General features: G+C 69.1%; 24 protein-coding genes and 2 CRISPR repeat arrays (1 of these 26 only partly in view). Of the genes, 12 read left to right on the forward strand and 12 right to left on the reverse strand.

The window, feature by feature from the left end; genetic code table 11:
* A CRISPR array of direct repeats spans positions 1-75; the repeat unit is 28 nt; unit sequence GTCGTCCCCGCCTACGCGGGGGTGGTTC (it extends 1234 nt beyond the left edge of the window).
* 241 nt (positions 76-316) lie between these two features.
* Positions 317-571: a hypothetical protein gene (locus OG937_46145; GenBank protein ID WUD78562.1), complete on the forward strand. Its 255-nt coding sequence runs from the start codon at positions 317-319 to the stop codon at positions 569-571.
* A 22-nt stretch (positions 572-593) separates the two neighbouring features.
* On the opposite strand, the gene OG937_46150 is transcribed toward OG937_46145, so the two are convergent.
* Complete coding sequence (locus OG937_46150; GenBank protein WUD78563.1) at positions 594-1727, reverse strand: IS630 family transposase; 1134 nt, start codon at positions 1725-1727, stop codon at positions 594-596.
* Positions 1728-1818: 91 nt separating this feature from the next.
* A CRISPR array of direct repeats spans positions 1819-2771; the repeat unit is 28 nt; unit sequence GTCGTCCCCGCCTACGCGGGGGTGGTTC.
* 537 nt (positions 2772-3308) lie between these two features.
* Between OG937_46150 and OG937_46155 the strand changes: the two genes are divergently transcribed.
* Positions 3309-4787: a restriction endonuclease gene (locus tag OG937_46155; protein ID WUD78564.1), complete on the forward strand. Its 1479-nt coding sequence runs from the start codon at positions 3309-3311 to the stop codon at positions 4785-4787.
* A 493-nt stretch (positions 4788-5280) separates the two neighbouring features.
* On the opposite strand, the gene OG937_46160 is transcribed toward OG937_46155, so the two are convergent.
* Both OG937_46160 and OG937_46165 read right to left on the reverse strand, forming a co-directional pair.
* A complete protein-coding gene (locus OG937_46160) occupies positions 5281-5832 on the reverse strand; it encodes an N-acetyltransferase (protein WUD78565.1) in 552 nt (183 codons plus the stop codon).
* Positions 5833-5846: 14 nt separating this feature from the next.
* Positions 5847-7106, reverse strand: a complete 1260-nt coding sequence (locus OG937_46165) for a hypothetical protein (protein ID WUD78566.1) — start codon at positions 7104-7106, stop codon at positions 5847-5849.
* A gap of 240 nt (positions 7107-7346) precedes the next feature.
* On the opposite strand from OG937_46165, the gene OG937_46170 reads away from it, so the two are divergent.
* The 7 genes from OG937_46170 to OG937_46200 all read left to right on the forward strand — a co-directional run bounded on the left by OG937_46170 (position 7347) and on the right by OG937_46200 (position 12356).
* The gene (locus OG937_46170) at positions 7347-7781 is read left to right on the forward strand and encodes a hypothetical protein (protein ID WUD78567.1); all 435 of its coding nucleotides are present in this window, start codon (positions 7347-7349) and stop codon (positions 7779-7781) included.
* The gene (locus OG937_46175; GenBank protein WUD78568.1) at positions 7775-8266 is read left to right on the forward strand and encodes a hypothetical protein; all 492 of its coding nucleotides are present in this window, start codon (positions 7775-7777) and stop codon (positions 8264-8266) included. The genes OG937_46170 and OG937_46175 overlap by 7 nt, the downstream gene beginning before the upstream one ends.
* A 188-nt stretch (positions 8267-8454) precedes the next feature.
* Positions 8455-9474: a thymidylate synthase gene (locus OG937_46180; GenBank protein WUD78569.1), complete on the forward strand. Its 1020-nt coding sequence runs from the start codon at positions 8455-8457 to the stop codon at positions 9472-9474.
* 5 nt (positions 9475-9479) lie between these two features.
* Positions 9480-10028 carry a nucleoside-diphosphate kinase gene (locus tag OG937_46185; GenBank protein WUD79088.1) on the forward strand — a complete coding sequence of 183 codons (549 nt, stop codon included), beginning with the start codon at positions 9480-9482 and terminating at the stop codon, positions 10026-10028.
* Positions 10029-10384: 356 nt separating this feature from the next.
* Positions 10385-11233: a radical SAM protein gene (locus tag OG937_46190; GenBank protein WUD78570.1), complete on the forward strand. Its 849-nt coding sequence runs from the start codon at positions 10385-10387 to the stop codon at positions 11231-11233.
* Complete coding sequence (locus OG937_46195) at positions 11230-11829, forward strand: 3'-5' exonuclease (protein WUD78571.1); 600 nt, start codon at positions 11230-11232, stop codon at positions 11827-11829. The genes OG937_46190 and OG937_46195 overlap by 4 nt, the downstream gene beginning before the upstream one ends.
* Positions 11826-12356 carry a hypothetical protein gene (locus OG937_46200; GenBank protein WUD78572.1) on the forward strand — a complete coding sequence of 177 codons (531 nt, stop codon included), beginning with the start codon at positions 11826-11828 and terminating at the stop codon, positions 12354-12356. The genes OG937_46195 and OG937_46200 overlap by 4 nt, the downstream gene beginning before the upstream one ends.
* A gap of 1420 nt (positions 12357-13776) precedes the next feature.
* Here the strand turns inward: OG937_46200 and OG937_46205 are convergent.
* From OG937_46205 to OG937_46215, 3 genes are all read right to left on the reverse strand, one after another.
* A complete protein-coding gene (locus tag OG937_46205) occupies positions 13777-14490 on the reverse strand; it encodes a hypothetical protein (protein WUD78573.1) in 714 nt (237 codons plus the stop codon).
* A 103-nt stretch (positions 14491-14593) separates the two neighbouring features.
* Positions 14594-14935: a hypothetical protein gene (locus tag OG937_46210; protein ID WUD78574.1), complete on the reverse strand. Its 342-nt coding sequence runs from the start codon at positions 14933-14935 to the stop codon at positions 14594-14596.
* A gap of 20 nt (positions 14936-14955) precedes the next feature.
* Complete coding sequence (locus tag OG937_46215) at positions 14956-16101, reverse strand: hypothetical protein (protein WUD78575.1); 1146 nt, start codon at positions 16099-16101, stop codon at positions 14956-14958.
* 230 nt (positions 16102-16331) lie between these two features.
* On the opposite strand from OG937_46215, the gene OG937_46220 reads away from it, so the two are divergent.
* Positions 16332-16454 carry a hypothetical protein gene (locus tag OG937_46220; protein ID WUD78576.1) on the forward strand — a complete coding sequence of 41 codons (123 nt, stop codon included), beginning with the start codon at positions 16332-16334 and terminating at the stop codon, positions 16452-16454.
* Positions 16455-16839: 385 nt separating this feature from the next.
* The gene (locus tag OG937_46225) at positions 16840-17292 is read left to right on the forward strand and encodes a hypothetical protein (protein ID WUD78577.1); all 453 of its coding nucleotides are present in this window, start codon (positions 16840-16842) and stop codon (positions 17290-17292) included.
* Between the two features lie 692 nt (positions 17293-17984).
* On the opposite strand, the gene OG937_46230 is transcribed toward OG937_46225, so the two are convergent.
* The 3 genes from OG937_46230 to OG937_46240 all read right to left on the reverse strand — a co-directional run bounded on the left by OG937_46230 (position 17985) and on the right by OG937_46240 (position 19784).
* Positions 17985-18680: a hypothetical protein gene (locus OG937_46230; GenBank protein ID WUD78578.1), complete on the reverse strand. Its 696-nt coding sequence runs from the start codon at positions 18678-18680 to the stop codon at positions 17985-17987.
* Positions 18681-18804: 124 nt separating this feature from the next.
* The gene (locus tag OG937_46235; GenBank protein WUD78579.1) at positions 18805-19257 is read right to left on the reverse strand and encodes a hypothetical protein; all 453 of its coding nucleotides are present in this window, start codon (positions 19255-19257) and stop codon (positions 18805-18807) included.
* A gap of 134 nt (positions 19258-19391) precedes the next feature.
* Positions 19392-19784, reverse strand: a complete 393-nt coding sequence (locus tag OG937_46240) for a ParB/RepB/Spo0J family partition protein (protein WUD78580.1) — start codon at positions 19782-19784, stop codon at positions 19392-19394.
* Between the two features lie 1214 nt (positions 19785-20998).
* Between OG937_46240 and OG937_46245 the strand changes: the two genes are divergently transcribed.
* Complete coding sequence (locus tag OG937_46245; protein ID WUD78581.1) at positions 20999-22015, forward strand: pentapeptide repeat-containing protein; 1017 nt, start codon at positions 20999-21001, stop codon at positions 22013-22015.
* A 463-nt stretch (positions 22016-22478) separates the two neighbouring features.
* Here OG937_46245 and OG937_46250 read toward each other — a convergent pair whose 3' ends face one another.
* From OG937_46250 to OG937_46260, 3 genes are all read right to left on the reverse strand, one after another.
* Positions 22479-23642: a DUF932 domain-containing protein gene (locus tag OG937_46250; protein ID WUD78582.1), complete on the reverse strand. Its 1164-nt coding sequence runs from the start codon at positions 23640-23642 to the stop codon at positions 22479-22481.
* Between the two features lie 140 nt (positions 23643-23782).
* Positions 23783-24307: a hypothetical protein gene (locus tag OG937_46255; protein ID WUD78583.1), complete on the reverse strand. Its 525-nt coding sequence runs from the start codon at positions 24305-24307 to the stop codon at positions 23783-23785.
* 67 nt (positions 24308-24374) lie between these two features.
* On the reverse strand, positions 24375-24914 hold the full coding sequence (locus tag OG937_46260) for a hypothetical protein (GenBank protein WUD78584.1): 540 nt from the start codon (positions 24912-24914) through the stop codon (positions 24375-24377).
* Positions 24915-25750 lie beyond the last annotated feature (836 nt).

Genomic DNA, 25750 nt, shown 5'->3' on the forward strand with positions numbered 1-25750 from the left:
CGCGGGGGTGGTTCCCGCGCCCCCGGCCGCACCGCCGCCGACGCCCTGTCGTCCCCGCCTACGCGGGGGTGGTTCTACCGGAACGTATCGGGGACGTCATGGCGCCTAGTGCCGCATCAGGCAACGTTCGCCCCGTTGGGTGCAGCCTGACAGATGTATGTGTTGCGGGTCTGCGTAGTCTCGCGGGGTGCATACACATCGGAGCTTCCGGAACCCTCCCGCGCTGCCTCACGAGGTTGTAGTCGAGACGTTGGAGCGGGCTCTGGGTGACCGCTCGCACGAGATCGAGGCAGCGAGTGTCCTGGTCGGGAGTGCGTTGAACGACGACGACCGAGAGTTCGTCGAGCACTGGTGCATGGAGGTCGGGACGCGGGCTGTGTCGGGGAGTCCGTTGCTCGGGCTGGCCGGCCTGTGCCTGGGCCATACCGCTCGACGCTTCGGTCGACTCAGCGATGAGGCCCTCGCACTGGCAGCGTCGCTGGCGGCGCGGGCCGAGGTGGACCCGTCGGACGTGGACGGTCGGGCCCAGGACGGTTATGACGACGTGCGGAGCTTCCTGCACCTGTGGTGACGATGCCTGTTGCCGTTGCAGGTCAGGCTGCGTTGGCCCTGCTCACGAGGGCTGTGAGGTGCTTGTCGGTGGCGTTCTTGTTCCGCCAGATGATGTAGCGGCGGATCATGCTGCCCTGGGCCTTGTGAGTGGGGTGGTCGGTGCCGTCGAGGGCGAAGTAGCGCAGGGCGGTGAACTGGGCTTCGATGCGGTTGAGCCAGGAGCTGTTGGTCGGGGTGTAGGCGATCTCGACGTTGTTCGCCTCGGCCCAGTCCGCGACCCGGCGGCAGCGCTTGGTGGTCAGGTGCGGGGAGAAGTTGTCGCAGACGATGGCGATGCGCACGTTGGTCGGGTAGAGGCCGCGCAGGTAGCGGCAGAACTCCAGGAACTTCGAGCGGTTCTTGGTCTTCTTGATGTGCCCGTAGAGCTTGTTCTTGCTCAGGTCATACGCGGCGAACAGGTGACGCACGCCGTGCGGGCGGGTGTATGTCGCTCGCCTCCTCGGTCTGGGTTCCCGGTCGGGATCCTTGTGCTTGCCGCCGAGTTCGGCCCACTGCCGTCCCGGGTGCGGTTGGAGGTTAAGCGGGCCGAACTCGTCCATGCAGAACACGACTTCGGGTTCTCCGCCATCGGGTGTGACCTCGTCGTCGGCAATCGCGTAGAGGTGCTCGACCCGGGCCTTCTTGGCGGCGTAGTCGGGGTCACGGGAGGTCTTCCAGGTCTTCACGCGTTGAAAGGAGACGCCCTCCTCGCGGAGCAGGACCCGCAGGCCCTCGTGGCTGATGTCGTCGACCACCCCCTCGGCGACCAGGAAGCCGGCCAGTTTGGCCAGGCTCCAGGTCGAGCAGGGCAGGCCGTGCTCGACCGGCTTGGACTTGGCGATCTTCTTGATCTCTCTGCGCTCGGGCAGGGTGAAGGTCCTGGGGCGTCCACCCTTGTACTTGGGGTAGAGCGCCTCAAAGCCGTCGGCGTTGAAGTCGTGGATCACATCACGAACCCGGTCCGGGCTCGTGAACGTCACTTCGGCGATCTTCGCCACGGCCATGCCTTGCGCGGACAGCAAGACCATCTGCGCGCGCCGCCAGGTCACCACCGATCCGGTCCCCCTGCGGACGATCCGCAGCAGCCGCCGGCCCTCGTCGTCATCGATCTCGCGAACCCGTACTCGCTCTGCCACCCGCGTAGTTTGGCGGCCCGCGGCCCTCCGAGCGATCACCCGGGCGGCGCGTCACCTCACAAGAGGGCGAACGTTGCCTGACGCGGCACTAGTCGTCCCCGCCTACGCGGGGGTGGTTCGCCGTGCGCGAGTTCTTCGCCCGCCTGCACCACGTCGTCCCCGCCTACGCGGGAGTGGTTCTCGCTCGCCGGGCACGGCAAGTCCATCAACAACGTCGTCCCCGCCTACGCGGGGGTGGTTCACGGGACGATCACAGCGTCGACGCGCTGCGCTAGTCGTCCCCGCCTACGCGGGGGTGGTTCGTCGATCGTCATCAAGACCACGCACTACAACAAGTCGTCCCCGCCTACGCGGGGGTGGTTCCGGCTGATGCCCGCAGTCACCGCCACCACCGGCGTCGTCCCCGCCTACGCGGGGGTGGTTCGCTCGGCAACGCCGGGTGGAAGCTCGCCCAGAAGTCGTCCCCGCCTACGCGGGAGTGGTTCGTTCGCGTGGACTGTCCCCTCGGGCGCCACCATGTCGTCCCCGCCTACGCGGGGGTGGTTCGTCCGTGCCCGGCCTGGCGCTGTTCGTCGGCGGGTCGTCCCCGCCTACGCGGGGGTGGTTCGCCCCCGTACCGGCGAGGTACGGGGGCTTCGTCGTCGTCCCCGCCTACGCGGGGGTGGTTCACGGATCGCGGTACCGCTGGAGACGTAGAGGTAGTCGTCCCCGCCTACGCGGGGGTGGTTCGCCCGAATGGGTGGCCTGCCTGGACGAGGACGAGTCGTCCCGCCTACGCGGGGGTGGTTCGGGGTCCCACAGGATGTGAGGCCGCGCGCCTGCGTCGTCCCCGCCCACGCGGGGATGGTTCGTACCTGATCCGTCAGGTGAAGAACCTTCGGGTGTCGTGCCGTCCCCGCCTACGCGGGGGTGGTTCCAGAGCCGTCACGACCGCCCCGCCGAAAACCACGTCGTCCCCGCCCACGCCCGGGTGGTTCTGCCGAGGTCGGGACGGCCCCCAGCCCCGCCATCGGCACGTCGTCGCCGCCTACGCGGGGGTGGTTCGAGCAGATCCTGAACCGGCACGCCGTATTCCGGGTCGTCCCCGACTACGTGCCAGCCGGGTATCTCCTCGCGCCGGCCGCCATCCAAGACGCTGTCCGCGCCGCCGAACAGTCGGGCTTCGAGCAGGAGACTCGAGCACGGGCCGCGCAGCATGATGCCGCGCTACGCAGCAGCCGGGAGCCGGAGGAGGCCTTCGCTGACGGCCAGGCCGCTATCGAGGCCGCGTGCCCCCGCGCTGCGAGCAGCGACCACGCGCGGCTATGCGCTCTGGCCTACAAGCGGGCTCAGCGCGACGGCCAGATCCCCGCCGTACCAGCGGCCCGGATGGATCGAACGGCATGAGCGAACGCCCGTCGATGGGCGAGGTCGGCAGCGCAACTCCTGTGACCTGCTGGGAAACCGACCAAGCTCGTCATTGCCCGTCCTAGAATCCGATCATCTTGAGCTCGAGGGGGAGCCATGTCGAGTGTCGGAGCGGACAGTACGTCTGAGAACGGTCAGGATCAGTCGACAACGGCAGGTGTGCCCTTAGAGACAGTGATCGCCAGCGTTCGGCGTAGCTATCCGATCAAGGGCTCTGCATCGGAGGGTGCTTGCCTGCCGGATCGGCCGGATGCCGTACGTCTGATCAGGCTCAGCCACCTGAGCCGGGACGGGGAGATTGCCGAACCGGACGAAGATGCCGACATCTGGCGGAACGATGTACCGGAGCAATTCCACCTCCGCGCCGGAGATCTTCTGCTATCTGAAGTGATCACCGGACACCCCAAGGCAGCTCGTGTCGAGGAGTCCGACCTGCCCGCGGCAGCTGTGGGCAGCCTCCTCGTCCTACGCCCCGTCACCTCCTTGCCGCTGGACCACGCTCGCCTGATCCTCGCCTTCCTGCGCTCAGACAGCGTCGGACGCTTGGCCTACGGCACGGCCGGGCTCCGGCGGCTTTCGCCCAGAGACCTCCGTACCCTGACGTTGCCGATAGTCGATCAGGCACTCTCGGCAGCGCTGGAGGAACTGAGCACAGCTGGCCAACGGATGAGTTGCTGGAGCGCAGAAGCAGCGAACCTGGCCAACTCCGTATACGACACCGGGTCCAACCCCGAGAACGCGCGACGCTCCATCATCGAGGCTGGCCAGCTCACCCGCCTCCGAGCGGAAGCCGCAGCCCAACTTGACCAACCGGGCTACATCTTCCGCACCCGACTTCCATACCCCATCGCGTTGCGCTGGCGAGAAGTCGAGGCCCGGACCAGTGCAAACGACACTGCGCCCGCCTACGACGCCGTTCTTGAGACAGCGGAGGCGCTTCTCGCGTACGGCGCTCTGGTCGCGGCGGCCCTTGCCCATGAAGCCGGGATAAGTCTCTCCTCCGTATCGGATCTACAACGCAAACTGTCCGGGGGCGCAGGCGGCCCAGGGCTGGGGGACTGGACGGCGATCCTGCAGCAAATCGGCGGGGCGAAGACCCGGCGCGGCTTGACTCCGGACCACCCCCTCCACGAGCTGGGAACCCTTCTCAGCAGTGATGACGTCCAGCAGGCACGGAGTCGGCTGGCAGACCGCCGCCATGCCAGAGCGCACGGGCGTGCGCTCGACGCAGTCACCCTCCCCGCGGCGCTGCAGGAGGCACGCGGCGACCTAGAGCTGGTGCTGGGACATGCCCGGTTCCTCGCTGATCTGCCTCTTGTCCACGTGACGTCCGTGTCGTGGGACGCCTACCAGGCCGAGGCTTCGATCATGTTCCGGCGCCTGATGGGCGACCATCCCGTGGTGCCCACCTCGACGATGAAGCATCCGAGCAACACGATCGAGAGCGGCAGCCTGTACCTGGTCGACCGCGACCGTGGCCTGCACCTCCTGCGACCCTTCCTCACGATCGAGGTGTGCGAGACGTGCCACAACTGGTCGACCTTCCACGCGGACAAGGAGAGGGGTCAGCTCGTCCAGAAGAGCCTTGAGCACGGCCATCACTACCCGTACAACACCGACGCCCGGGTCCTCCAGCAGGTCGGGTTGCTCTGATCCAGGGCTGAAGGCAGGGGCTGGGAGCTATTCTGCGTTGACGTGACTTGTCGCCTCGGCAAGGCTGATCAGGCACGATGTGCACGGAGGCAGGCCATGGCAGTCTACGAGCGGAGCCGCGCGAGGGTAGTGCGCGCCGGTCCGACGACCACGCACGTGGCTCTGGATGCGTGGGCTCATGGACAGATCACCGTGCGGATCGACACCGAGGTCATGACCACGGTCACCGGCATGCCTCGAAATCGGCACAGTCTCTATCCCTTCTCTCGCGCGCGCGTGCCGGGCGGGGCCGAGGTCGATGACGGGCCGGCTGAGGAGTCGTGTTGCTTCGGCTTGCTTGGTTTCGCAGCACCTCGCTGTGGAGCGCGCCCGCGTCGAGCTCCGCGGGCAGCTTGCAGCTCTCCTCATGGGGAGGTGACCCAGGTCAGATAGGCAGAAATGATGGAGGCCGTGCCGGACCGGGCAGGGCCTCCATCGCCCATTGCTTGGCTGTCTACGCGGTCGTGGGGGTTCGGAGTTGGCGGACCATGGTGGCGTAGAGCGGGGAGTCCGGGAACGGCTTCTGCTCGCCGACGCTTGCGTAGCCCCAGCGCTCGTACATGGCCTTGACATCGACCTTGCGGGGGTCCACCAGCAGAGTCACGCGCTCCTCGGCGCGGCTGGCGAGCAGCTCCTCGTGGATGCGATGGGCGACGCCGGTACCACGCCACTGTTCGCGGGTCATGATCTCGAACAGAGCGAGAGTGCGGGCGCCTGTCTCCTCGGTGTAGTCCTCTGGCAGGGGGTCGAGCTGGTGCATCCACCAGCGGGCGCCGGGCTGCAGGGCGGCGCCGTAGGCGTAGCCGACGGGCTCTGCGTTCACATAGCCGATGACGGCCTCCCAGGAGTTGCGGCCGGCGTGCCCTGTAAGTCGCTCATCGAAGCGCTCTATGGAGAAGAACGGGTCCTCCATGCGGTGCGCGTAGACCTCGGCGTACACGCTTAGGAGGGTGTGCCGTACCTCGTCGAGCTGTTCCCGTCCGATGCGCTGAAGCTCCAGGTCCATGGTGCGGTCCTTTCTCAAAGGGTGGTGGTGGCAGTGTCATGCAGCCACGCGCGTGCGCGTTTCGATCCGGTAGCGGCGGCCTCAGTGCGGAAGATACGCAGCAGTTCGCGGACACGCCCGGAGTTGGGAAGACCATGGGTGTAGAGGACGTCAGCGGTGCGGCAGGCCTGCTCAAGGTCTCCTTGCTTGACCTGGGCGATGGCGAGCTGCGCCGTGTAGTAGGCGCGATTTCTCTCGAAGCCGGGGCGGATGCGGGCGAGGGTCTGGTGGACGTGGAACTCGGCTTCATCGGGCCGGCCAATACGAAGGTGCACGAGTGAGGACAGGCCGTGCCACTCGGCGACATCGTAGAAGCTGAACCATGCCGGGCGGGGAGCGTTGGCGTCTGCTCTGTGCAGGGCGTCTTCGGACAGGCGGATGGCGCGTAGGGCCCCGCGTACGTCCTGCTGTTGCGACAGGGCCAGCGCATATCTGGCGTGTCCAAGGGAGGCGTACATCGGATCACGCCGGGTTGTGGCGTTGCGGCGTACGCGTTCCGCGGCGGCCTGGGCGTCACCGGGCTTGTTGCGCTGGCTGGACAGCAACGCCATGTAGTTCCAGGCGCGGAGGGTGACCACTGAGTCTCCGCTATAGCCGGCCAGCATGAGGGCTCGTTCGAGATGACGCTGGGCGCGTTCCATGGCGTGGGCGTCGAGCGCGGCCCACGCAGCGGCCATGGTGGCGTTGGCGGCGAGGCTGTAGATCGCGCAACGGATGGTGGTGGTGGTCTGGCCATGGTTCATAAGGTCCACGGCCATCTGTGCCTTGGTAAGAGCTTCGGTTTCCACCGCAGCGGAGCCGCCGGATCGCTGTTCTTGGACGGAGAGCGCGTCGAGGGCCGCCTGCATGCGTTCGAGGTCGGCGCGTCCGATGCGTCGGGGTGCGGTGATGGGTGTGGGAATCACGGCGGCGACTGCGCCGGCAGCGAAAGTTCGGCGTTGCATGGGGTCCTCTTGCGTGGGCTTCCGCTTGGCGCGGGTTGGCTTGGTGAAGCCCAGCGCCTCACCGGTACAGCCGAATACTGCCTCCAGCGCCAGAAGCTGTCGCGTCTGCGGCCATCGAGTTTGTCCGCTCAGGAGGCGTCGGATCGTGCGGTCTGTCAAGTCGCCCATGCGTCCGGTGAGGGCGAGTAAAGCTTCGTTGAGCGCCTTGGCAAGGTCAGCTGCGCTCATACCGGCGGCGCGCATCTGCGCTTCCAGGACCGTGTTCCTGTGCCCATCACGGGAGCTGACCATGTGTCAACGGTAGTAGGGGCGCCAGACCCGAAGGTAATGGAATCGCAAATTCGCCCTAGGGCGTGCATGCACGTTGGTGCCCGTTCGCCCTACTGCGGAGAGTGATTGCGCGGTTACCTCGTCACAAGACAGCGCATGATCTCGGCCTTGGGAGACAAGGTGAGCAGCACACGACCCCACACACCCGCAACCGACTCGACCGGCGCGTCTGGCTTTCCGGTTGCCGTGGTTGAGACGCCCATGCCCGTCCGCGACGACGCCGTTTGGCACTGGCGGAGGGACTTCGAGGCGAACGGGTCCGCGAGCGGAAACGCCAGGGTCCACACCCGCACGCAGCTCACGATGGGTCACTGGCACGGCGACATCAAGAATGCCGCGCAGATTGCCGCGCGGGTGATGGACAACGCCGCCCGGCACTCGTCGCCGCCGCCGCGGGGCCGCCTGGACTTGCGCCTGGCCGTCATCGCCACGGGCGAACTCCTCATCGAGGTGACCGACCCGTTCCCGGACTTCCCTGGCTTCATCGAGGCCGTCACCTGGAAGCCCACCGAGGGCCAGTCGGCCCGCGGCCTGTGGGTCGCACAACACCTCGGCGCCCGCCTCTCCTTCGCTGTCGCCGAGGACGGCCGCTCCAAGACCGTGCAGGCCCTGGTGCCGGGGACGCCGGCATGCTGACCACTGAGGCGCCGGTGCCCCCTCGAGACGACATGCAGGACCTGGCCGCCCGCATCCGCGCCTACCTCGACATCGGCGATCAGCGCGCGGTCCGGATGCCTCTCGGCGGCGGCCTCTTCGACGTGGTGATCAGCGGCAGCGGGACTGACTCCGCCGACATAGTGGCCGCCATGGACGAGGTCCAGCTCGGCGTCTGCGGCCCGGTCATCGCCGACCCGGAGAACGCGTGGCTGTACTGGCTCGTGCCTCCCGGGACGACCGCCCGGTGGGAGCCGCACACCTACGGTCTGTGCGTCGGTGCCCCGCACATCCTGACCCTGCCTCCGCTCGCCCGTGATGTGCCCCCGGGCCCGTACTGGCTGCGGCCCTGCGTGAGCGACCGGCTTGTGCCACCGAATCCGCTCCGCGACCTCCTCGAGCGTTTCCGCCCGATGCCGACTCCGCACGAGTCGTTCGCTGCTGCGATGGGCTTTCACGCCCCCTGAGTCCCGCGGCACTCCCAGTCTCCTTCCCATCCCGGGGAGGAAACCCCGCCCCTTCCCTCCGGGGGGTGGGTGGCCCGCCAGTGAAGAAGGACCGGGCCGAGCACCATTCGCCGTGCGCGCCGTGCCCATTCGGATCACCCGGCGTGCACGGCGGACCAAGCCACGCACCCCGAGCACTGAGGAGAGCCATGCTCACTCCACCGATGAGCCGCAGCATCGAGGGCGCATACGTGTCCCTGCTGGAACTGGCGACTGAACAGACCGAGCACCACATTGGCCCGCGCGGCAACGACGCACGCGAGGTGATCGGCGTGGGCTTCCGCCTGCCCGACCCCCGTCAGCGCCTTCCCTACCTCGCGGAACGGAAGGTCAACCCGGTCTTCCACTTCGCCGAAGCGCTCTGGTACCTGGCCGGGCGGCGCGACCTGGCGATGATGGTCCACTACGCGCCGACGATGGCCTCGGACTCCCGCGACGGCGTCAACCTCGACGGAAGCGCCTACGGGCACGTCCTGTTCTACCCGGCCGCCGGCGACACCGTCTCCCCCTTCGACCGTGTCCTCGAGGTCCTGCAGCAGGAGAAGGACAGCAAACGCGGCTACCTGCCCGTGTTCTCCTCCGCGGAGCTCGCCGACCGCGACAACCCGAGCGTGTCGTGCCTGGCCGGCCTGCACCTGCTTCCCCGCGGCGGGCGCCTGCACATGGTGGTCAACATGCGGGCCAACGATCTGGACTGCGGCCTGCTGAGCGACGTGTTCTCCTTCACGATGATCCAGGAGTACGCGGCCGTGCGACTGGGCCTGATGCTCGGCTCCTACACCCACTACATCGGCTCCGCGCACGTCAACGACCGCAACGTCGACCGGGTCAAGCGCGTACTGCACGAGGCCCGCACCCGGCCCGCACCACAGACGTACGCGTTCCCGGCCATGCCCGCCGACACCGACGCGGACAGCATCACCCGCGTCCTGCAGCACGAGGAACTGCTCCGCACCAACCGCGCCCAGTACACCGCCGACGATGTGGCAGCCCTCGACCTGGACCCGTACTGGCAGCAAGTCGTGTTGCTGTTCGAGCTGTATCGGCAAATCAAGCACGACCACACCGACGCGGTCACCCACGACGTCCTCACGGCGCTGCGGCCGGGCCTGCGCTGGCTGTGCGGCCACCGCTGGGAGGCCTGCGCCCAGAACAGGGGCGAGCTGTGACCCGCATGCCGCCGAGCGGCACCGTCGTGGAAGGCGTCGACTTCTCCCAGTGGGTCGTCGCGCTGTGCAAGCCCGACGCCGTGGACCGCGGCCTCGTCGACCAGGTACTCGAACGCATCTCCGGCTCCTACGCCACCGTCGTCGCCCGCCGTCACCTCACCGCGCAGGCCTGGCAGGCGCACGTGCACTACTGGGACCTGCTCGTCAACGCCGACTGGTTCACCGACCGCGACATCCCCGCCTGCCTCGACGCCGAGTACGCCGCCCGCCCGGTCACCGTCGCCCTCATCCATGGCGCGCCCGGCGTCCACGCGCGGCTGCGCGACCTACTCGGGCACTACGACCCCACCGTGGCCGCCCCCGGCACGATCCGCGGCGACCTGGGCAACGACAGCCTTGCCGCGGCGGTCGCCGAGAAGCGCCTCGTGCGGAACCTCGCGCACACCTCGGACGATCCGGCCGCGGCCCGCCGGGACTTCGGCACATGGTTCGGCGCCGCGCGCCGCGCTCTGCTGACCGAACCGGCCGCCCCGGCCCAGTACCTGCCCGTCTGACCCTGGAGGCTTCATGACCACGTCTGCGATTCCGCGCGCCACCCGCCGCCCGCTGCCGATCCTTACGGCCGAGCAGAGCGCTGGCATGGACCCCGAGCTCCTGGACCCGGTCGCCTACCGCAAGAGCGGCATCTCCCTGAACCACATAGTCGGGTGCCCGCTCGACTGCGGGTACTGCGTGAGACACCTCTTCCAGAACTTCGAAATGAAGGTCCCGAGGGCCCTCATGAGCGACGCGGAGGCCGTGCAGCGCCTCGTCGACCACCCGCTGTTCCGGCCGCACGCCACGCCCATCCAGGTCTTCAACCGTGCCACCGACCCCATGCTGCCCACGGTCAAGCCCCCACACCTTCCGCGTGCTGCAGCTCCTCAACGCCCGCGGCCTGACGAACCACGTCCTGATCATCACCCGGTGGCGCGTCGAGCCCGAGGACTGCGCGGTCCTCAACAGCTTCACGCACCTGCGTCTGACGATCCTGGTCACCCACTCCGGCATCGACGACCCGCGCATCGAACCGGTGGACTCCAACATCGCCGCCACCAGCCTCCGCACCCTGTACGAGCACGCCGAGAACTACCGCACCCTGCTGTACTGGCGGCCGATCGTACCCGGCCTCAACGACACCGACGCCCACCTGGCGCGCGCCCGCGAGCTGTCCCGCCACGCCCACGCGACCGTCTTCACCGGCCTGTTCTTCAAGGACGAGATCGCCGCCTACTACGAGGGCCACGGCCTGCCGATCCCCTACGACGACACCGCCCGCCGCAAGGTCATGCCCGAGATCGGCGAACACCGGATCTTGGCCGCCTTCCACGACCCCGGCAACAGCGAAGCCCCCTGGGGCCCGCTGTTCCGCAAGACCTCATGCGGCGTGGCCTACGTCCACGGCGAGGCCGACTACAACGGGCACTACGGCATCAGGGAACTGTGCGACATCTGCCCCCTGGAACAGCTCCAGCTCTGCAAGGACGCATGGGCCAAGCCCGACCTGACCGCCGTCACCGCACGGGCACAGGAACTCGGCGCGACCGGCCCCGTTGAGATTGGAGAGCGCGCCATCATCGTGGAAGGCCTCGACGGGCCCACCCGGAACTACCTGCAGCAGTTGTTCGGCTACCAGTGCCACGACCGGCACAGCCCCCACCTGTACCGCCAGCACGGCCGAGCCCCAATCGGCTGGCCCGCGGAGAACGGAACGGCATGAACTTCTCCTCCTGGCCCCGGCTGCTCGTCGTCGACGTCGAGGGCAACGGCCAGACCCCGCCCGACCTGGTCGAGGTCGCCGCGCTGCCCATCACGGACGGCCGGCCCGACAAGACCAGGGCCAGCGCGTGGCTGACCAAACCCCGACGCCCGATCACGGGCTTCGCCACCCGCGTGCACGGCCTGACCAACCAGGCCCTCGCGAGCGCGCCGGGCTGGGAGGAGATCGCCGACCACGTCCACACGCTGCTGGGCACGGCATGGATCGTCGCCCACAACGCGCACGTGGACTACAAGGTGCTCAAAGCGCACCTTCCGCGGTGGGAACCCGCCGGGGTCCTCGACACGCTACGCCTCGCCAAGGCGACGTACGACCTGACGAAGTACAGCCTCGACGCCGTGCTCGAGCACGTCCAGCCGGACATGAGCGAGGCCCCGGCACACCGCCACCGCGCCACCTATGACACCTGGGCCACCGCGCAACTCCTCGTCGCCATGGCACGCCACTACGGCACCTGGGACGAGCTCGTGGCCGCGGCCGTACCGCCCGGCCTGCCCGGTGCCCCCGAACCCGAAAGGGACCCGACGCTGTGGTGACCACGACCGCGCCCACCGGCGCGCCACCACCCGCACGCCCCCGCTACGAGAACTGGCGACCCCCCATCGTGGGCGTCTCCCTCCTAGCGCCCGTCGGCGCGAACGGCCTAGTCCTCGCCGACGTGACCGGCCACGGCTACTACGTCCTCCCGCACGGCACCGTCGACGACGGCCAGACCCCCGAGGACGCCGCCCGCGCCGTACTGGCCGGCCAGGCGACCATCCGACGCCAGGTCGCTGTCATCAACACTCAAGGCCGCCGCCGCAGGATCACCACGCACCTCGTCGTCACCGATCCTCTCAACCCGCACGACATTGCACGCCTGGACTACCAGGACCCGCGGGCCGTACTGCGCGTGCTGCCCACCCCGCAGGCCATCGCTGCTCTTCCGCCCCGCGCCAGCGAGTGGGCCCTGCTGGGACTGCAGGCCCTCGCCATCGGCGTGCTGCCGCATCTCGAGAACGGCGCGGTTAAGCGCCTTGAAGCTGTAGCTGTGACGCACGGATGCAACAGATCACTGGAGTAGGCATTCGGGGAGTGTTGGTGTCTTATCCGAACCCGATGTAATGCCCCGGAAGAACCGTGACCACCGCCACATGCTGCGATAACTCGCAGTCAGACGGCTCCACTCCTGTTCTAAATGCCGCTTTCCATGAAAGTGCCACTTCTCCTGGGTTCAAGCGTGTAAGCAGGTCGCCCAGTGCGCTCCCCGCGCCCGCGAGGATGGTCCCATCGTGGTCAGGGTCGTATCCACGATGGCCTTCTGCTCCCCGCGCCCGCGGGGATGGTCCCAGCGACAGGTCGGGGACGACGATCTGACCGTCCCGCTCCCCGCGCCCGCGGTGATGGTGATGGTCCCAACCTCCTCGCCATCTGCGACAATCACCCGGCCTGCTCCCCGCGCCCGCGGTGATGGTCCCAAGTACGACTCGGGACGGGGCCTGATCCTCCCCTGCTCCCCGTGCCCGCGGGGATGGTCCCCGGCACGGCCCGCCCGTCGTAGCCCTCGCCGTCTGGCTGTTCCCCGTGCCCGCGGAGAGGACCCCTACGATTCGGTGAAGTACCACTGGATGTTCCAGTTGCTTCCTGCACGTGCAGGAGTGGTTGCGGAGGTCGCGGCGTCCAGCGGTTCCTACTCTGCTCTCCTCGCGCTGGCGGGGATGGCCCCCGGGACGCCTTCATGGCCCTGCGGTCCATGTTCTGCTCCTCGCACTGGCAGGGATGGTCCCGACGCCAAGGTCCAGCAGACCGCCGCCCGGTCTGCTCCTCGCGTCCGCGGGGATGGTCCCACGATGGACATCGCCACCGGCAACGTGGACCACTGCTCCCCGCGCCCGCGGGGATGGTCTCGGCAAGGTGATCGAGGCGGCCCGGCCCGGGACCTGCTCCCCGTGCCTGTGGGGATGGTTCCGATAACGCCCGGTCGCTGGAGACGCTCTGGCGCTGCTCCTTGCGCCCCGCGAGGATGGTCGCGGGTCCGGCTCCTCGGTGACGAGGTCTTCGAGCTGCTCGCCGCGCCCGCGGGGATGGTCCCGCCGACACCATCCGCGCCAAGCTCCGAAAGGGCTGCTTCCCGCGCGTGCGGGGGTGGTCCCTGCATCACGGCACGGTCGTTCCCGTCGGACAGTTGGTCCTCGCGGCCGGGGGGATGGCTTCGACGTGAACTGTTACCGGCTGAACGTCGGTTGCTCCCGGTGCCGGGGGTGTGGTTCCCGGGGATCTGCTGGTCGTGCCCGTTGGGATGGACCCTGGGGTTGGTAGGTGACGGCGTGCGGGGGTGGTTATCGCGGCGGCCGGTTCCCCGCAGGGGTGTCCCTGCGGGGGAGGAGGTTGGCAGCCCTCTCATGCCGGCCGTCGGGCGGCTCCTGGTCCGAACCATCGTCAAGAAAAACCAGGTCCGCGTCTTGAGGGTAGCCGGGCGCCGGTCCGCGGCTGGTGGTGCTGGTCTATCGGGTGCGTGCGTTGAGGATGGTGCTGCGTTTCCACATGCGCCGGGGGCCGCCGCGGGCGCCGGCCTGCAGTGCGTCCGGCGTTGCGAGGCCTGGGAGGTTGCCTTGGGCCAGGGCGCTGGAGAAGCTGTTGAGGCTTTTGTAGCCGAGCATGGAGGCTGCCTGGGTGGAGGAGAGCAGCTCGTCCGGGTCACCGTCGACGGGGACCTGCGGCAGTTCGGGTGCCTGGCGGGTCGCGCCGATCCGTTTGCCCTTGCCGGGGCGGGTGGCTTTCCAGTCGATGATGGTGCCGCGGCGCCAGTGCATCTCGTGCGGCCGGCCGGGCCCGGAGGGGATCGGCTCGATCACGTCCGGCTTCGGGAAATAGCCGGGGTGTTGCCTCAGGTAGGACACGATGGTCGTTCTCCGCTTGAAGCCGAGCATCGCGGCGACCTGGGTGGTGTTGAGCAGTTCGTCGCGGTCGCCGTCGAGCACGGATGCGGGGAGCTTGCGGGCTTGCTCGGTGTCCTTGGCGCGCTGGGTGAACCAGGCGTCGACTTCCTGCTCGAGCCACTGCAGCGGGTTTCCGCGGCGGCCCGTGCCGTGATGGGCCGCGGGGAATCCGGTGTCGGCGCGGTCCCGGTTCCACTCGCTCAGCCGCGAGCGGCTCACGCCGTGCTTCTCGCAGATCTGTGCGGCGTCCACGAACGTGGGGTTCGCGGGCTTGGACATGGCGACCTCACCGACTCGGTTGGAGTGACGCCGGCACCCGACGTCGCTTCGATAATGCCGTATAAGTCTGGCCGGGTCCAGTCCGTGGAGGAAACCGGCGCGGTCAGCCGGGCGCCAGGCACACCCCGAGTTCGGCCGCACGGGTCGCGAGCTCGGTGTACGCGATCGCGGCGGGACTTCGGTCCCACTCGGCGAACGCCAGGTACGCCACTGTCTCCTCCCGAGTCGCACCCGGCTCCCACGGCGCACCGGCGTGCACGCACGCTTCAGCCACCTCCTGGTCGGACATCGCGGCGCAGCGCTCGGCGATGTGGGCGCGGAGCTCGGCCACGCCCGCGCACCAGTGTGTGTGGCCGGCCTGCAGCATCTCGAGCAGGGCGCCCGGGTCGGTGGTGCCCGCGGCGCGTGCGGTGAGGTCCAGCAGCTGTGCGGTGGAGGTGCTCATGGTCGGCACTCCTTCCTTCCTCAGTCGATGATGACGGTAGTGCTCACCGGTGAGCGGTGAGTTCGGCCCAGCGGTCGGCGAAGCGGGGCCGCTCCTTGCTTCGCACGGATGCGGGCGCAGCGACCAGCAGCTCCTCCACGGCGGGGAAGCTCTCCCCGCGCGTGCGGAGCCACACCCGCACCGACCCGTAGGGGTCGTCGTTCTCCACCAGTAGTTGGCGCTTGTCCGCCATGTCCCGCAGCGGGCGATCCGACCCGGCTCCTCGTGGCGGAGCAGCTGGACCGACCGCATCGCGGGGCCGCGCTTGTCCGGGGGCCGGCCTTGGCGGGCAGGATGCGGCGCACCCGGTACACCGCCCAGGGGCAGGCCTGCAGTTCCTCGGCGAAGGCCTTGAGCACCGCGGTGTCTCCGCTGCGGTCGTGACGGAACTGCTCGAGCAGGCTGCGCCGGCCGAACAGCCGGCTGTTGGGTTTTAGCCGCATGGAGGTGTACTCCAGCCGCAGGGTGAGGGCTGCGATCTGCGGATAGCGGCACATGCGGTCCAGGTGCGCCGGCAGCGCACCCAGGCTCACCGGAAAGCAGCAGAAGGTGCAGTACGACTTTTTCCATCGCACGCCGAACAGGTCGTACAGGAAGTTTTCGCATTCCCGGTCGCCCCAGCCCCAGTCGATCAGCGGGAACCACGCGGTGCGCAGCGGGTTGGTGTCCGCGGCCCGGTCGTGCTCGGCGCGGCACTGCTCACCGGCGTGGTAGCCCGGGACTTGGGTGAACGGCGTCCGGGAACGCACCGGCGATCCAGTCGTCTCCTGGCTCGCCCTCGGCGCGGATGCTGCAGATCCGCCGGCCTGCTGCGGGACGGTGCTGTTGGTCTCCAGTTCGGCCTTGAGGGCCCATCGGCCGCGGCCTGTGATGATCCAGGGTGTGCGGGAGTCGTCCAGGACGTCGATCCCGGCGAGTCGGGACTGCCCGGCACGGGTGACCTGCACGTACCGCACGCCGCGGCGGCGCAGCAGGGCCAGGATGTGCTTCTCCGCGTCGGCGAGGGTGTCGGGCCACGCGCTGCCCGGCATGCGGGAAAGGTCGATGCCGCAGGCGTCCGGGTCGGTCAGGACCCGGGCGAGGAAAGCGCTGGAGTCCTTGCCCAGCCCTCTCTCACTGGCTCGCACGTGTTGCAAGGCTGATGCGTGCCGCCGTCCGTGACCTGTCTCACCGGAGTTGGGTCGTGTCTCTGAAGATGGACAGATGTTGGTCCGTCTCATCGAAGGTGGGCAGCAGGCGCGCGACCAGCTCGAAAGTGGAAGGGCAAGGTGCCCTCGATCTGAGGAAAACGCCGTCCGTGCGGTACGTGTCGCGCTACTGTCCCCACCTTGCGGCACTGACATGTTGGGAGATAACGATGGACCGGACAGAGCTACAGGCCAAGATCGACGAGCTGATGCGTCAGTACCACGACGAGGAGATTGACGGCGCGACCTACGCCGAGGCGATGATGAAGTTGACCGCCTCCGCCCAGGAGTGATGCCCGGTTCGCAGTTGATCCTCTCGGCATAGGCGCGCAGCCGACCCGTCGCACCGAAGGTGTACCGATGCGCAGTAGCGCTGGTCACACCCGATCTATCGAGTACTTGGCCAGGGCCTCGGCGTCAGCGCGAGGCTACGGTCGTCTCACCGGCAAGCGCCTCTCCGGCGTCGGAGGCGGCGCACCATCGACGGTGAGTTCCGACTCCTGCTCCACTTTCGAGCTGGTCGCGCGCTTGCCGCCCACCTTCGATGAGACGGACCAACATCTGTCCGCCTTCAGTGAGACACGACCCAACTCGGTGAGACGAACACCAAGCCCACTTGCGGAGTCGTATACGAGTCCATACTCTCTTGTAGAGTCGTATACGACACCGGAGGAAGTCATGAATCGGGATGCCTTGAGGGCAGCGGTCGTCGATGCCCTCGCTGACGTCGCTGCTGCACAGGAGAAGCTCACCGGTCTCCTTGCCGACATTGATGGCACGGAGGCTGCGGTGAACGTCCCGCGGCAGGGTCGCTGGACGGGTGAGCAAGTCGAACTGCTGTGGGGAAAGGTCAAGCACCTGGCCGGAGTTCGCGCGTTGTTCGAGGCCACCGCCGCGAAGCCGGGCGACACGGTCACGTTCGCGGAGCTCCTTAATCGCTCGGGGCTCGACGAGCAGCAGCAGCGGAATGAACACGCACGTCTCAGCCGGATTGCTGCCGACCTGTTCGGGGAGAAGCGTTGGCCGATCGAGAACTGGCAGGGCGGCTATGACGGAGACACCGGCAAGGCCCAGATGATCTATCGGATCGATGCCCAAGTCGCGGAGTGGTGGCTCGGGTTGGCTCAATGAACGGTCGCCGGGGGAGGTAGCCGGGTCGCCGTGGTTCGGGCGGTTGGCAGACGCCGGACCATGGCACCTTCGCCCTGCCGGGCGACGGACAGGTGCATCAGCGCCTCGACGTGGTGGCCGGCGGATCCGAGGAGCACGTACTCGCTGCCCCGGGACCGGTACGGCGTCGGGGGAGATCCGGACCCTGGCCGGGGTCGTCCGGTCTGTTGGGGCGAGCTTGGGAGGTGGCGGGTGAGAGGGGTCCGGCTTTCTTTCCGCCTCCGCATGGTGGAAGGGGTACCAGGCGGGGCCGTGGACGACGCCGTCGTCGATGACGTAGGACCAGGAACCGAGAGCGAGCTCGACGGGGTACGAGGAGAACTTGTCGGCGGGCGCGACGTAGGGGGCAAGTAGGCGGGGCACGTCGTGTCCTCCGGGTCGTCACTGCGGGGCTGCGGGGTCATGTGCCGGCTGGTCGGTGATCTGCCGGTTTTCCACCCGTCGGCCCACTGCTCGATCTCGCTCACGACGTTCGAGCCGGGGAGCTCACCGCAGCGGCTGTGGATCCCGCGGAGGCGGGTGAGCAGGTCGATCAGGGCGCGGCCTTCAGGGGGAGTGGTTGAGGGCTGCCACAGGGCCATGGCGCAGCCTCCTTCGGAAGTAGCGGGTGGTGGCCCGCCGCCGGCGCGGCGGGCCACTCGGGGGTCAGGACGTCAGGTCGCGCAGTAGCGCCCGGAACGCGGCTTCGCTGGTGCACTGCACGTACAGAAAGGCCAACTGGGCCTCCAGGCCATCCGCGTTGATCTGTCCGGCTCGCGTCTCGGCGTCGACATGGGAGGCCAGGTACGCCCCGTTCCGTCCACCTCGGGGTGCGCACCGGTGTTGTAGGCGTCGGCGGCCCGGTCGTGCGCTGCCTCAGGACGGCCTCGTCCAGCTGTCCGGCCTGGATGCCCTCCTCGGCGGCGATGGCCAGCAGCCGCACGGGAGCGCCGGCCCGGCGCGGCGGCAAGGTCGTCGGCGTCCCGTACCGGCTCGGGCACCAGAGCCGTGGCCGGGCCGTCGGGGCGGCGGAACGCAGTGCCGGTCAGCGTGGTGCCGAAAGCTGTCCAGCCCGCACCGGTCATCGCTTCGGCCAGGTGGTGTGCGGCCTCGCTCCACCTGTGCCGGTGCTCCTGGTTCTGCCATTCGACGCCACCGGCGCCGGGGGAGACGTCGTTACCGCCGACGATCGGGGCGAGAAAGACCTCATCGGCTCGGACGCTGGTCGGCCGCATGCGGAACGTCTCGCCGTTGATCCAGCCGCGCGCGGTGAGGACCGCGGCGGCCGCGGCGAACGTGTCCTCGCTCGTCTTCGGGGTCAGGTCGTAGGGGAACGCGTCGGCCGCACGGGGCCGGCGGATGCGGGGCATGCGGATTCCTCCTCTGGTGGTGGGCGCGGTCGGGTGGAGCCGGTGAGGGCGGGGTTCACGCGGGCTGGCCGCGTAGTGCGGCAGTCATGGCGGATCCCTCCCGGATCGCGGGGGCGGCGGCAGATCAGGGGTAGATGCCGGGAGGCTCGGGGTCGTAGACGGCTCCGAACTCGGCGGGCGGTAGCAGCCATGGCGTCCGGTCCGGGTACAGCAGGCGGGCATTGAAGCTGGGGAACCATGTCGTGCCCTGGTCGGCGCTCGACATGGTCGGACCGAGGTAGGTGACGGCTTCCCCGTAGACGTCGGGGACGGTGTCGCCTGGGTGGATCTCGGCGCCGGTGGCGGCATACCGCAGCCTGCGGATGGGCTCGCTCGGGTCGTGGAACTCACCGCCCAGCGGATTGCGCGTCACCCCGTAGGGCTGGGCGGCAAGCTCCGCGCAGCGTCGGTCGTACTCCGTCAGCGCGCGGTGTCCGGCCTCGGTGAGTGCCACCTGCTCGCCTTGGTAGACCAGCCACCCGCGATCGAGCAGTCGTGCCGGCACGCCTGCGGCCTGGGTGAGTTCGGCGTCGCTCATTGCGAGCGCGATCTGTTCGACGGCGGGCCTTGTCGCGCTCGGTCATGCCCTCGCGCTGGTCGTTCTCCAGCAGCGACAGCAGCCGGGTGGCGGCGTCGCGGCCGACCAGGTCGGCGTGCACCGCGCAGGCGACGCTATGCAGGGGGCCGGTTCTCGGCCTCCGCGCTGTCGTTGGCGAGCTGGGCGGCCTGGGAGCGACGCCAGCCCTTGAAGACGCCGAAGGTGCCGTCCGGGCGGGGCCGCACGCCGACGACCTCCTGAACCCCGATGGCCTTGATCGAGGCGATCAGGGCCGCGTCCGGCGGCGTGTCGGGCCGCGCGCTGGCCTCGTCTCGAACGAGGTGGGACGGGTCGATGTCCTGGAGCGTCCACGTGGTGCCGAACGCCTCGGCGGGGGCTGTGGCGGCGTCGGGCTTCTCGGTCACGTCGTCGGCCGGGGGCGCGGCCTTCGGGCCTTGGTCGCAGTGGCCATGATGGCTCTCCTCTTCTGTGACGGTGGTTCGGACGCCGGGTGCCTCTCCCGACATCTTCGATAATACGCATTTACCGGGGTGGGGTCGAATGATTTTCTGTCCGTCCCCACCCCCGTAACGGGCCTGGTCAGATGCGGTGCCGGGCCGCGTGGGGCCGGGAGGCGAACACCGGCCGGGGCGCGCCGTGGACGCGGGGGAGCGTGGCCACCTGTTCGGTGCCGGGTCTGCCGCAGTCCAGGCAGCGGCGGTCGACCGGAGCAGCCGGGGCGGGTGTGACAGGCGCGGGTCGCAGGAGCCGGGGCAGGCGGAATCTTCGCATGGGGGACCTCTCCGGGAATTCGTCAAGGGAATTACGGAATATCGAAAAGCGAATTCGGTGAAATGCGTGCGGTCAGGGGGTGCGGGGCCGGGCCGGGTGGGCCGGCGGGCTACAGCGGCCGTCCTCGTTCCACCGAACTCTGGCGCTGTCGGCCGCCGCATGAGGTCGTCGAAGGTGTCGTTCTCGTGGCCCAGCGGCAGGCCGTGCTTGCGGCGCTGGATGTTGGCGCGGCGCGCGCAGAAGTGGCAGACCGGGTACAGCGTGCGGTGGGGCCATCTCTCGGGCACCGGGTAGGTGCCAGTGGCCGGGTCGATCGCGATGGACGCCACCCGCTGGGGGTCGAACCGGAACAGTCGGGTGCAGCCGGAACAGGGGGCCAGGGCCGTCGGGTTCCCGTCCGCTGCTCCTCCTCCAGTGCCGGAACGGCGGGCGGGGCGGGTCCCGGCGGGGCTGCTTGCCGCCACGGCGGGGTGTCCTGTGGCCTGGTGCCGGGCGCGTAGTAGGGCCGCATGGACAAGGCGGTGGCCTCGCCCTTTCCGCGCTTGCCGTTCGGGGGCGGGGCGAACTCCAGGTACTCGGACCAAATAAGTGAGGCGGATTCACGGCGGGAGACGGGTTCGCACCAGCGGTATGGGCGTCCGCTTTGTTGCGGGACGGCGTCAGGAGTGGGGCTGGTCGTGGAGTGGGCGGTAGTGGCCGTGTAGTTCGGGATGCGGTGCACTTGTGGTTTTGCAAGGGTTCCGGAGACGGTGGGGATTGTTCTGGGTGGGTGTTTGGGGACAGCTCCTACGGCGCATCTCCTTGCTGTGCGGCGAGCGTGGGCGGGGAGTGATGGGGGATGGCGAGGGCGTCGGAGCGGTACAGGGTTCTGCCTGGGCATCCCGTACGGGAGGTGCTGCGTCCTGGGTCGCAGCGTGTTGCCCGGCCTTGGCTGACAGGGCTGGCCGTGGTGAGCGGCAGCGTGCTGTTGGTCGTCTTCGTCACGGTGGTGGCACCGCGGTATCTGCTGAGCTGGGACGCTCCCGCGACGCCCGCTGCAGACCGGGCGAAGGCGGTCAATGACATCCGGGCCACGCTGTTGCAGGGGCTGGCGGGTGTGGCCCTGCTGATCGGCGCTTTCTTCACCTGGCGCCAGCTTGATGTCAGCCGGCAAGGGCATCTCACTCAGCGTTTCACGGCGGCCGTGGAGCAGCTGGGCAGCGCCAGCCCGGAGGTACGGATCGGTGCGGTCTATGCCCTTGAGCGCATCGCCCGGGATTCTGTTGCCGACCGCGGGCCGATCGCGGAGGTGTTGTGCTCCTTTGTGAAACGCACCGGGCCGGCCGCCCCGCTTGGCGAGCGGCCGACTCCCCGCGATGCGGCACGCAAAGGCGAGCTGGCCCGCACGTACGGCGGGGAAGAACCGCTGTCCCTGCGATCCCCGGACCGCCAGGCGGCGATGACCGTGCTCGGCCGTAGGGCGCGCACGCCGTACTTCCAGGAACTGCGCCTGGACCGAACCGACCTTCGCCGGGCCCGGCTGGTCTTCGCCGACCTTGTCGACGCCGACCTGCACTACAGCGACCTCACCGACGCGGGCCTGAACGGGGCCGACCTGCGACGTGCTGATCTGACCGGCATTTTCCTGGCCGGTGCCGTGCTCATCAACGCCGACCTCCGCCAGGCCGACCTGCGGACGGCGGTGTTGTGGCACGCGCGGCTGGAGGGAGCGGACCTGCGTGCTGCGGACCTGTCCGGAGCCGACCTGACGGGTGCAGTGGTCAAAGGCGCACGGTTCGAGCTGGCCGATCTACGGGGCGCGGACCTCGCGGGCACCGACCCGAGCGTTGCCGGCCTGACCGGGGCGGTGGCTGACGCGACCACGATCTGGCCGTCAGGGTTCGACCCCACAGCCACGGACGTGGTCACTGCCGGGGCCGACGCCCCGCCGCTGACTCCGCAGTCAACCCACGACCTGCCCCGGTGAACCAGGGCAACGGGCGGCGTAGCGAAGTGCTGCCTGGCGACGACAGCTCGGCTGGGAGCGACCAACTGCTTCCCAGGGTTGTCCCCGCGTGTGCGGGGAGTCAGTCAGACCGGCGACGCTTCCACCGGTGGCCTCCCGGACGGTGCGCTGTAACAGCGGGTTGAGGTGGCGGCCCTCGGCATGGGGGGTGTGCCCCTCCACGGGGCGGGGGAGCGCGGGGAACTCGCCCGGTGGGCGGGGGGACTCGGACCGAACGGCTCGGTGGGCGGGGAACTCGCCGTCAGCGCGGGGAACTCGCATCCCCTCCGGCCCCGGGGAGCTCCCCCGGCCGGGCCGTGCCCGGCCGCCGCCCGCGGGCTCCCCGGGGGCGGCCGTCGCACCGCCCCGGGGGCCTGGGGGCACCGGCCCCGGGAGGGGTAGGGCCGGGTGCGCCGCCGGGGGGTGGCGGCGCACCGGGGGTCTGTCAGGCGGTGGGGACCATCGCCATGGCGGTGAGCGCGGTTCCTTCCAGTTCGTGGGCGGCGTCGGCGTCGGTCAGCGTCTGGGCGGTGGCGGTGATGGCCTGCATCACGCCGCTGGCGGTGACCTGTCCGCCGTGGATGAAGTGGGCGAACACCGACTCACGCACGCTGTCGGTGTACCGCAGCTTCTTCGCGACGAACTCGATCGCGGCGGCGGGGTCCTTGACCGGGGCCCCGGCCTGCTCCTCGAGTTCGCGGAGCTTGGCCTCCAGGTATGCGCGGTCCATGAAGGTGGCCACTGCGTCGCGGGCGCGGGCGGTGATCAGGTCCAGCGTTTTGGACTCGGTGTCGGCACTCCAGCGGATGACACCGGCTTCCAGCTTGGTGCCCAGGTGCACGGCCTTGAGCGCGTCGTGCCCCATCTGCATGCCGTTGCGGCAGATCTGGACCACGATGCGCGGGGTGATGGTGAACGCCCCGGAACCGACTTCGCTGTTGGAGATCACGAACCCTGCCGACACGATCGGCAGTTCGTCCCCGGTCTGGCCGGTGAACGGGGAGCGGTATCCCTTGAGCAGCTGGGGGGCGTGCACGTGGACGTGCTCGGACTCCACGCGCACCAGCATGCGGCGGTCGGTCAGGTCACAGCCGGTGATGTTCACCTCGTGCCCGGACTGCTGCACGCCGTTGAGTGCGGCCGTGAGAATGTCGAAGTTGTCGATCACGCGGTAGCTGTCCGACAGCAGCGCGCGCAGCACGCCCGGCGTGCCCTCCTCGGCGCTGCGGAACGTGCGCAGCAGGAATCGGCGGGACGGGTCGGCCTCCAGCCAGCCGGACACGTTCAGATCGAACAGCGGCAGGTTCTCGGCGCGCATGCGTCGCAGGTAGGCGAGCGGGATGCGCAGCTTGTCGGCGATCCCCTCGTCGGCCACCTGGGTGGGCCGGTAGGTGCCGTCGGCGAGCGTGACGCCGCCTGTGGACAGAACGGGGGCCACGCCCTGCACCACGATCTGTCCGCCGTGGGCGGTGAGCGCGGCGGCGGGGGCCACGACGTCGACCTTGTCGGCCTGCTGCGACTTGAGCAGGCCCGCGAGGTCCGCGAGCGACGCGTTACGCGCGGCGGTGGTGGCGGCGGGGGACTGGGGCTGGTTCTGCTGGTGGGTCATGAGGTGGGTTCCTCTCGTGCGTTGACGTTGGTTCGGTGTCCGGCGGTGCCACCCGTCGAACGTCTTCGATAATACGCTCTTTATGGGGCGGGGTCACCGGTTTTTTTCTGGTGGCCCCGCACCCTTGCTGACCTGGGCTGTTACCGGTCGAACTCCAGCGTTCCGAACACTCCGAGCGGGGTGATGCTCACCCGGCGCACGTTGCTAACGACGGTCACGTATCGGTCTTCGCGCATCTCGGACAGCCGGTAACCGAGATAGGCCGCGCCGGCATGGGAGATGGTGCCCCGAATGTCGGTGATCCAGTAGCGGCCGTGACGGCTGGTGAGTGAGCCGTGGTACTCGACCAGTTCGCCCAGGTCTGGCGCGCGGCCGTCGCCAACACGCTTCGCCATCGGGGTGAGCGCTACGGCGGCTTCCTCGTCGGTCACCGGCATGTGAGCCAGAGCGGGGCCGGTGTGGCCGTAGCGGACGCCGAGTGCCCAACCGAGGGTGAAGACCTCGCGTGCGCGCCGCGCCCATAGGGGCAGCCTTCCGCCGAGTGCGGCGGCGTGCTCGGTCTGGGCCAGCAGCCGGCCAAACCCGGCTTCGGCCTGCTCCCGCTCGTTGTCGGTGACCGGCTTGGTCTCGATGCGGGCGGGGTGGATGGTGGTGAGCTCCGACATGGTGCCTCCTTCTGGAAAGGCTGGGTGGGGGCGGCGGGCCGCCCGGTCCGCACGGCCCGCCGGGTGATCACTGGCCGAACTGCTGGCGCATGTACTCCGCGAGCCGGAACGCCACTGCCTGCGGCCGAAGCGCGCCCGGGTAGCTGCGCAGGATGTTCGGGCCCTCGTCGGTCTCGTGAACCACGTGGTACTCGAACCCGGCTTCGACCGGCATCATCAGGACAACCGGCCCGGCGCTCGTGTCGAACCGAATGCCGGTGTAACCCTCGTCCTCGTGGTGCACGACGCGGGCCTTGACCAGCAGGGCCGGAGTCGGCAGGAGGTTGACGATGACTCGCGCCTGCCGCGCCTCGGGGGTGTCCGGAGCCTGCTCAGCCTGCCGGACGACTCCCGCAGAGATCACGATTTCCACTGCATGCCCTTCGCTTGACGACGGTTCGGGCTCCTCCGTGCCACCGGAGTTACCTTCGATAAGAACATACAGACTCGGTGGTCTGCCCTCCAGCCGATTTGGCGATCTCGTGGACACTTCTTTTTGACGGTCCGTCAGTACGAGCCGGACCTGCGCCATCACCTGCGCCATCACCTGCGCCAATACGTGCGCCATCACCTGCGGCGGACGCCAACGTCCGTCCGCGTATGGCCTGGTCAAGCGGCTATGCGGCCCGGTGACGGGTTCTGACTTCTCCTAATTCCCTGGCGTTTTGTGGTGGGTATGGTTGGCCTGGGGTGTGGGCTTGCCCTTTCCCGGTCTGGGCGGGCCGGCGGGGCGCTGTGCTGGGTGGTGGGTGCGTGGGGTTGCCGGGCTGTTGGGCCCGGTGTGGGGCGGTGGTGGGGGCGGGGCGGGCCGTGGCTTGTGAGCGTCTGTGTGGGGCTGCGAGCGGCTGGGGTGGGGTGTTGGGCGTCTGTGGGGCCGCGTGGGGGTTTCCTGAGGGGAGGGGCTGTGCGGGTGTGGCTCCGTCAGGAGCCGCTGTGGGGTGTGTGAGGTGATGTCAGCGGCCGCTATGTGGTGCAAGCATGCCGGTCACTCCGGCCGGGGGAGCGGGCCTGTCCTCTGAGGGGGGTGGCCCGTTTTCCCATCTCTACATGCTGCATCACTCAAAGGCGCCCACCACCTCACACCCCTCGTAGCCAGCCGGGCCCGCGTCAGCGGGCCCCAAGGCTTGAGGCGAAGCCGAGAGCCAGTCAGGCAAGCGCAGCGCGCCTGACCCTGAGCACGAGTCAGGGCCAGGAAGTGGGCTGGAGCGAAGCGGAAGCCCACCAGGGCCCGCAAAGGGGCAGGCTGAACGAAGTGAGGCCAGCCCCGCAAGCGCGGGGCCCAACCCCGAAACGAAGTGGAGGGGTTGGCGGTCCGCGAAGCGGACCGCACCCGCCGAGCGCAGCGAGCGGTCCAGCCCACCGCGAAGCGGTGGGCTTCCCTTGCACAGCGCGCAGCGCTGTGGT

This window comes from Streptomyces sp. NBC_00510 (genome assembly GCA_036013505.1).
Classification (GTDB): Bacteria; Actinomycetota; Actinomycetes; order Streptomycetales; family Streptomycetaceae; genus Actinacidiphila.

Coding starts and splice junctions, on each gene's coding strand:
- OG937_46250 (WUD78582.1), bottom strand. CDS start 23,642: ATGACCCACCAGCAGAACCAGCCCCAGTCCCCCGCCGCCACCACCGCC.
- OG937_46225 (WUD78577.1), top strand. CDS start 16,840: ATGAATCGGGATGCCTTGAGGGCAGCGGTCGTCGATGCCCTCGCTGAC.
- OG937_46240 (WUD78580.1), bottom strand. CDS start 19,784: ATGTCGGGAGAGGCACCCGGCGTCCGAACCACCGTCACAGAAGAGGAG.
- OG937_46185 (WUD79088.1), top strand. CDS start 9,480: ATGCCGCCGAGCGGCACCGTCGTGGAAGGCGTCGACTTCTCCCAGTGG.
- OG937_46205 (WUD78573.1), bottom strand. CDS start 14,490: ATGTCCAAGCCCGCGAACCCCACGTTCGTGGACGCCGCACAGATCTGC.
- OG937_46260 (WUD78584.1), bottom strand. CDS start 24,914: ATGGCGCACGTATTGGCGCAGGTGATGGCGCAGGTGATGGCGCAGGTC.
- OG937_46235 (WUD78579.1), bottom strand. CDS start 19,257: ATGAGCGACGCCGAACTCACCCAGGCCGCAGGCGTGCCGGCACGACTG.
- OG937_46160 (WUD78565.1), bottom strand. CDS start 5,832: ATGGACCTGGAGCTTCAGCGCATCGGACGGGAACAGCTCGACGAGGTA.
- OG937_46180 (WUD78569.1), top strand. CDS start 8,455: ATGCTCACTCCACCGATGAGCCGCAGCATCGAGGGCGCATACGTGTCC.
- OG937_46165 (WUD78566.1), bottom strand. CDS start 7,106: ATGGTCAGCTCCCGTGATGGGCACAGGAACACGGTCCTGGAAGCGCAG.
- OG937_46195 (WUD78571.1), top strand. CDS start 11,230: ATGAACTTCTCCTCCTGGCCCCGGCTGCTCGTCGTCGACGTCGAGGGC.
- OG937_46170 (WUD78567.1), top strand. CDS start 7,347: ATGCCCGTCCGCGACGACGCCGTTTGGCACTGGCGGAGGGACTTCGAG.
- OG937_46255 (WUD78583.1), bottom strand. CDS start 24,307: ATGTCGGAGCTCACCACCATCCACCCCGCCCGCATCGAGACCAAGCCG.
- OG937_46220 (WUD78576.1), top strand. CDS start 16,332: ATGGACCGGACAGAGCTACAGGCCAAGATCGACGAGCTGATGCGTCAG.
- OG937_46210 (WUD78574.1), bottom strand. CDS start 14,935: ATGAGCACCTCCACCGCACAGCTGCTGGACCTCACCGCACGCGCCGCG.
- OG937_46175 (WUD78568.1), top strand. CDS start 7,775: ATGCTGACCACTGAGGCGCCGGTGCCCCCTCGAGACGACATGCAGGAC.
- OG937_46230 (WUD78578.1), bottom strand. CDS start 18,680: ATGCCCCGCATCCGCCGGCCCCGTGCGGCCGACGCGTTCCCCTACGAC.